Origin of the sequence: Neotamlana sedimentorum (genome assembly GCF_000943565.1) — a bacterium.
Lineage (GTDB): Bacteria > Bacteroidota > Bacteroidia > Flavobacteriales > Flavobacteriaceae > Neotamlana > Neotamlana sedimentorum.
On the sequence record NZ_JTDW01000027.1, the window covers coordinates 1 to 5,818 of the forward strand.

Below are 5,818 nucleotides of genomic sequence, written 5' to 3' on the forward strand. Positions count from 1 at the left end.
CTTGTTTTTTAACTCAGTTCTTTGTTGTACCCAGTTTTTATTCAGTCATTGTATATCCAGCTCGTGTTTTCAATTTATTTGGTTGAAACATAAAAGAAATTCCATTAATGTTCAAATCGGTCAATTCATCGAGAGTTTTATAGTCAGTAAAAATTTGACAAGCAACTGCTGTAAAATCATATCGATTATCTACTGGATTAAAGAATAATTGAATTCCACCATCATATGTGTTTTCAACTAATTCAACATTAGGAAACAATTCAGTCAGATAATTTAATTTCAAACTCAGTTTTTCTCCGTTAAACGCTAAAAATGTAACGGGTTTATCAATTTCAGTATCTTCTAAGTCAGGATTTATCGCAACATAATTCAAATTCTTGTTTTTAGGAATTAAGAATTTAGAGCCACGCTCATTTCTATTGTATTTTTTGTTTTCAGAGCCTAAAGATTTCGAAATAGCTTTTGTTGATTGAGAATTACCATTCGATAAGAATTCGGTTATTAAATTTAACCATTCTTTAGATGTCGTATTGTTTAGTCCTTTAGTTTTGGTCACAGTTTTCTCAAATTGGGTACAACGTGTTTGTGTATGATTTAGTTGCGTGTTTCAGCAACCAATTTAGCAAATACAAACCGAATAGAAAATCCGTGAGGATTTTCGTAAGTAGGCGAGTACTAGCAATGAATTATACACGGTGTTGTGAGCAGTTATTTTCGTCCATACCATTTTTCCACAGCATCCATTTTTAATTTGAAATTATCTTTATTCAATTTAATAAACCTAAATTCATTTCTAATCAAAAGCTGATTTTCTTTAAATGATGGAAATACTAAAAAGTCAAATTCACTTTCTTCTTCTCTTTCATCGACTTTTATAAGAAATACAGGAATATTTATTAGTCCAGCATCTCTATAACTTTTTAATGAGCTTAATTGTTTATTAATTCTGCTTTGAAATCTACTTTTTGTTTTAACCTCAATCGCAAATTTTATTTCAGAGTTCGATTTTAATTTAATAAATAAATCGAACATTGGTGTAGGAAATGTTTCTATGTCAAATTTGTAACCAGACTTTAATAAAAAGACTTTTACAATTTCTTCCGCTCTCCATTCTTTAAAGTTGCTCATTATATCTTATGGTTGAAATTACGTTTATAAGTCTTAATATCAGAATTCAGCCAAAATTTTTGGACTTCTTCAAATAACTTGATTCGGTTTTGTTTGTTCAAGACAAATTTAGTCGGAAGACTACTTATTCCTTTTCTGCGTCTTGTATTTACAGACACCAAATAAACCTCTTCAGTATCGTTGTCAACTCCTGCAACATAAGTAGGACAGTAGTATGAATTCAAATCGTGTAATTTTTTCTTTGGAACCTTTACTCTTAAATTCCCTTTGTTGTTTATTCCACTTTCAGTTGCTTTTACTTGAACAATAAAAAAGAAGATTTCAGTTGGTCCAATTAGTTCAACATAAAAGTCAGATGCAGGCCATTTTTCTCCTAAATGTCGTGGTCTAAATTTATAGTCACGAGAAATAGCAACATTAAAAATACCTTCTCCTAATTCTCCAATTTCGTTACTCATTCTTTTATTACGAATGTTTGTTTTAATTGCTCACAACGTGTTTGTATATGGTTTGTTGCGTGGTTTATCACGTAATTTAGCAAATAAAAACCGAATAGAAAATCCGCGAGGATTTTCGTAAGTAGGCTTGAACTAGCAATAAATTATATACGGTGTTGTAGCCAGTTATTTTTTCAGTTCAAATTCTTTATATTTTTCTCCATCAAGAATTCTTAGAACTGCACTTTTTTCATTCATTTTATTGTCAGCTATAAGAATTTTATCAATCATTTTTATGATTTCCGCATTCGATTCATTGTCTTGTTCGAGAATACCATAAAGATGCATTAAGAATTCATCTCGATTGTGCCAATATGCTGTTTTTAATATTAGTGAGCCAATTAAAAGGTCTCCTTCTTTACCAGAATTAATAAATGATAGAAATGCAAAAGTCCAAGCTTCAATATCCCAAAGATTTATACTTGCACACATTGCAAAACAAAAAGTTGCTTCTTGAAAATTAGCATCATCTTTTTTTATCATTCCTAGATTAAACCAAGCTAGACTTGAGAGTAAATCTTTATTAAAGGCTTTTTCAATATCTTCAATAGAAGGTTTATCACCTGCTATTTTATCTGCTTCTTCTGGTTTTCTGTTTTGTGAATCTATTTTCTCGTTTTCTATTATGTTTTGAAGAAGAATAGCTTTTAGTAAAAATTCTTCATTTGGTGTTTCTGTGGTAGTTATGTAATTCTGAAATACATTATCTGCTTCTTTATAATTACCTGAAAACATTAATGCATCTCCCAAAAGAGATTTAGTATCATTTGAAGCTCCAAGTTCGATAGATTTTTTATAGAAATCAGCAGAAAATTTAAATTTGTTAGCCTCAAAACAAACTCCAGCTATTTCTCTGTAGTAGTAAGACCTTTTTAAATAATTTGAATCATATCTCTTTGCTTGGACATAGTTATTTATAGATTCCTTATGTCTGTCTTTACTTCGATAGAAGTTACCTAAATTATAGCGAGAAGTAGCTATTAAACTATCAAGATTAAGTTTTTCAGCTTTTTCTAATTGAGACTTGAAAAATGACTCTATTAGAGCTATACGCTTTTTGATTTTAGTGTCAGATTTAAGTAAAATTGATGCAACTGCAGGAAATAAAATTATTTCATTTTCTTGATTGTCTAGTGCATCATTTATTAAATTTAATGAATTTTCAAAATATGAACTAGAAATTAATATAGGCAATAATCTCAATAATAATTCTTCCTTTTCAATTAATCTGTTTTCTAATTCGTTGTCAAATATTATTTTTCCACAATAGTCGATTTGACCAACCATTACCATACATATTGATAGACTTAGTAAAATATCTAATGATAATTCTTCTATGAAATTCTCTTTAGGTCTTTTATCAAGGTTATGGAAAAATACACCTTTAAGAATACTCGTTTGTACTAATAAAACGTTTTTATCAATACTGATGTTTATCAGGTAATTTTCATCGTTCGATTTATATTCTAAAAAATCTGAATATTCTCTAAGTTCATTTCTTAATTGAATTTTGAGTTGACTATTTGAAAGTCCTTGAATATTGTCATCCTCAAAATTTATGGAATATGACAAAGGGAAATTAAATGAACCAGAGTTTAATATTCTTACGTTTTTTAAATCATTTTCAATTCGAATTTCTGATTGTTCATTCCATTCATTCGTTTTGTCAATTTTAATTCTAAAGGTTTTTGCTTTCTCTTTGGCAAAAGTTAGGTCAACTTCATTAATCCATTTTACATAAGTTTTATCAAGATGTTGAGAATACCTAGCTAATAAAACAGGGATTTCAAGTTGTTTAAAGTATTCTAAAGTGTCAATCTTAAAGTCAATGTTGAAGATTTCAGATTCTTTCTTTGAAGCTGTAGCTTTTAATTGTACATAAAATAAAAGTCCAGTTGAATTTTCGTCATCGTCAAATAATTCAACCTCACAGTCAATTCCGTAATCTTTGTCTTTATCTCTTATAACCCATTTTTCGGGAAGACAAAGCTGAAATTTAGCTCTTGATAAATCTTCTAACTGATGTTGTTTGGGTCTTTTCGGCATTTTGGTTTAATTGGCTACAACGGTTTGTATATGAAACGTAGCGTGTAAAAAGACGCTTTCCTTTCGGATTATACACAAGCCGAATTTTTAAATTTTTCTTTTTATCTTTATTTTACTAAAAGCCAAATTTAAAAATTTGGCGGTCTCAGCAAATATATACTAACCTCTCGGAAAGCCTATAATAGCTATGTTTTATATACGTTGTTGTGGGTAGTTTTTATTCGGTCAACTATTTCCGATGTCACTTTATTAAAATTAGAATTCACTTCATTTTTAAATTCACTATTAGCATTATTTCCGTCAATATTGTTTGCTCCCCATTTATAAATTTCAATAACAATCGGAATTAAATCAATTCCTTTTTCTGTTAACGAATACAGATATGAAGATTTATTATTCCTATCAACTTCTTTTTTTACAATATCATTTTCAAGTAGTCGATTTAATCGGTCAGCAAGAATATTTGTAGATATTTTTTCAACTGTTACTAACTCGTTAAAGTGTCTGTTGTTAAAGAAAATAAAATCTCTTAAAATTAGTAAAGTCCATTTGTCTCCAAAAATGTCAAGCGATAAGCTAATTGGACAGTCCGACCTTCTTTCAATCTGTTTCATATGCAAATATATAAAAATGCACTTGTAAAATAAAAGTACTTTTATATATTTGCACTTGTAATTCGCAAGCACTATTAATATTTTAAAATTAAATTATGTCATACACAACAATGGTTTCTATTAATGGAACTACACAACAAGTATTCAATGCTATTTCACAACACGTCCAAAAATGGTGGGGAAATACAGATAATTCAGTTTCTTCAGTTGGTGATGAATTCACAACAAGTTTTGATAGTACTTATTGGAAGTTTAAAATCTCCGAATTTGAACCTAATAGAAAAATAGTATGGAAATGTATTGAGGCTAAACATATTCACAATGGTTATGAAGGAATTGAAAAAGAGTGGGAAGGAACTTTTGTTGAATGGGTTTTGGAAGATAAAGGTCAAAACGCAACAATTCTAAATTTCGCACATAATGGATTAGTTCCCGAGTTAAACTGTTATGAGATTTGTTTTCCTGCTTGGGAAAGATTTGTAACTCAAAGTTTAAAGAGTTTTGTTGAAACTGGAACTGGAATGCCTCATCTTTCTTAAATTACCCACAACGCTCTCGGCTATGAGTAGTTGCGTGGTTTAGCGGTTAACTTTTTAAGTACACACCAAGTTGGAAATTCCGCAGGAATTTCCAAAGTAGGCGAAAACAAGCAATTACTTATAGCCATTGTTAGCCACTGTGTTTTATTATTCAGTTATAAATTCGTTTTTGTTTTCTCGAATGTATTTTATTTTTAATTCTCCAATTTTTTCGGAATCATAAAGGTTGTAAAATTCAATGTCCTTATCATTGAGAGGATTGTCCTTATAAGACTCGCTAAAACTTTCCATTGTTCCATCATCAAATTCCTCAAGTCTCTGTTTGTTTTCTGAATAAATTTTATTCGCTCGTTTTGTCAATTCAGAAAACTTATCCGCCCCAATTGTCATAAATCCGACTTCTGCCATTTCCGCAAATTGTCCGCTTGAATTGAAATAGAATTGATTAAATCCACCATTGTTAACTTCGGCTTCCAACCACCAAGTGGAAAAAACTGCCTGTTGTCCATTGGTCAATTTAGATATTTTGTCCAAAGTGTATTGTTCTACGTCTTGGAATTTGGTGTCAATATTATCCATAATTGCCTGTTCCAATTTGTCGTCAGAAATTGAGTCCAAAATTTCAGAAGTCAAGGTTTTATAAATTGTCCGATTATTAAATTCGTCAATACTATTTTCAATAAGCAAGTCCATTTCGGATTTTTCTTTTTTCGGCTCGTTTTTTTCTTTGCAACCGAAGAAGTTTAAGATAGAAGTCAAAATCATTATCGTTATTATTCTTTTGCTCATTGATTGGATTACATTGTGGCTAACGTGTTTGTATATGGTTTGTTGCGTGTTTCAAGCACCTAATTTAGTAAATAAAAACCGAATAGAAAATCCGCGAGGATTTTCGTAAGTAGGCTAGAACTAGCAATAAATTATATACGGTGTTAGGCGTAGTAATTTTAATTTAAACTATTGCTTAATTCGCTAGTATTTCTATGAATTCTTT

Annotated in this window: 7 protein-coding genes; 1 reads left to right on the forward strand and 6 read right to left on the reverse strand. The window is 30.0% G+C overall.

Translation table 11 applies throughout. From position 1 onward, the window contains the following. Positions 1–37: 37 nt before the first annotated feature. The 5 genes from PW52_RS16670 to PW52_RS16690 form a co-directional block, all read right to left on the reverse strand. Entirely contained in the window at positions 38–556 is a 519-nt protein-coding gene (locus PW52_RS16670; protein ID WP_044634124.1) for a hypothetical protein, read from the reverse strand. A gap of 152 nt (positions 557–708) precedes the next feature. Beyond that, positions 709–1,128 (reverse strand): hypothetical protein, encoded by a 420-nt coding sequence (locus PW52_RS16675; RefSeq protein ID WP_044634125.1) that lies wholly within the window; start codon positions 1,126–1,128, stop codon positions 709–711. Beyond that, a complete protein-coding gene (locus PW52_RS16680) occupies positions 1,128–1,586 on the reverse strand; it encodes a DUF4365 domain-containing protein (RefSeq protein WP_044634126.1) in 459 nt (152 codons plus the stop codon). Before PW52_RS16680 ends, PW52_RS16675 begins: the two co-directional genes overlap by 1 nt. Before the next feature lie 165 nt (positions 1,587–1,751). Next, positions 1,752–3,671 carry a DUF4365 domain-containing protein gene (locus PW52_RS16685; RefSeq protein ID WP_044634127.1) on the reverse strand — a complete coding sequence of 640 codons (1,920 nt, stop codon included), beginning with the start codon at positions 3,669–3,671 and terminating at the stop codon, positions 1,752–1,754. Positions 3,672–3,856: 185 nt separating this feature from the next. Continuing rightward, positions 3,857–4,285 carry a winged helix-turn-helix transcriptional regulator gene (locus PW52_RS16690; protein ID WP_044634128.1) on the reverse strand — a complete coding sequence of 143 codons (429 nt, stop codon included), beginning with the start codon at positions 4,283–4,285 and terminating at the stop codon, positions 3,857–3,859. A gap of 95 nt (positions 4,286–4,380) precedes the next feature. Between PW52_RS16690 and PW52_RS16695 the strand changes: the two genes are divergently transcribed. Further along, positions 4,381–4,824 carry an SRPBCC family protein gene (locus PW52_RS16695; RefSeq protein WP_131454016.1) on the forward strand — a complete coding sequence of 148 codons (444 nt, stop codon included), beginning with the start codon at positions 4,381–4,383 and terminating at the stop codon, positions 4,822–4,824. Between the two features lie 147 nt (positions 4,825–4,971). Here the strand turns inward: PW52_RS16695 and PW52_RS16700 are convergent, their stop codons facing one another. Continuing rightward, positions 4,972–5,613 (reverse strand): DMP19 family protein, encoded by a 642-nt coding sequence (locus tag PW52_RS16700; RefSeq protein ID WP_052823543.1) that lies wholly within the window; start codon positions 5,611–5,613, stop codon positions 4,972–4,974. Positions 5,614–5,818 lie beyond the last annotated feature (205 nt).

Excerpts from the sequence above, each read along its gene's own strand:
- PW52_RS16675 (WP_044634125.1), bottom strand. The coding sequence starts at position 1,128 with ATGAGCAACTTTAAAGAATGGAGAGCGGAAGAAATTGTAAAAGTCTTT.
- PW52_RS16680 (WP_044634126.1), bottom strand. The coding sequence starts at position 1,586 with ATGAGTAACGAAATTGGAGAATTAGGAGAAGGTATTTTTAATGTTGCT.
- PW52_RS16685 (WP_044634127.1), bottom strand. The coding sequence starts at position 3,671 with ATGCCGAAAAGACCCAAACAACATCAGTTAGAAGATTTATCAAGAGCT.
- PW52_RS16690 (WP_044634128.1), bottom strand. The coding sequence starts at position 4,285 with ATGAAACAGATTGAAAGAAGGTCGGACTGTCCAATTAGCTTATCGCTT.
- PW52_RS16695 (WP_131454016.1), top strand. The coding sequence starts at position 4,381 with ATGTCATACACAACAATGGTTTCTATTAATGGAACTACACAACAAGTA.
- PW52_RS16700 (WP_052823543.1), bottom strand. The coding sequence starts at position 5,613 with ATGAGCAAAAGAATAATAACGATAATGATTTTGACTTCTATCTTAAAC.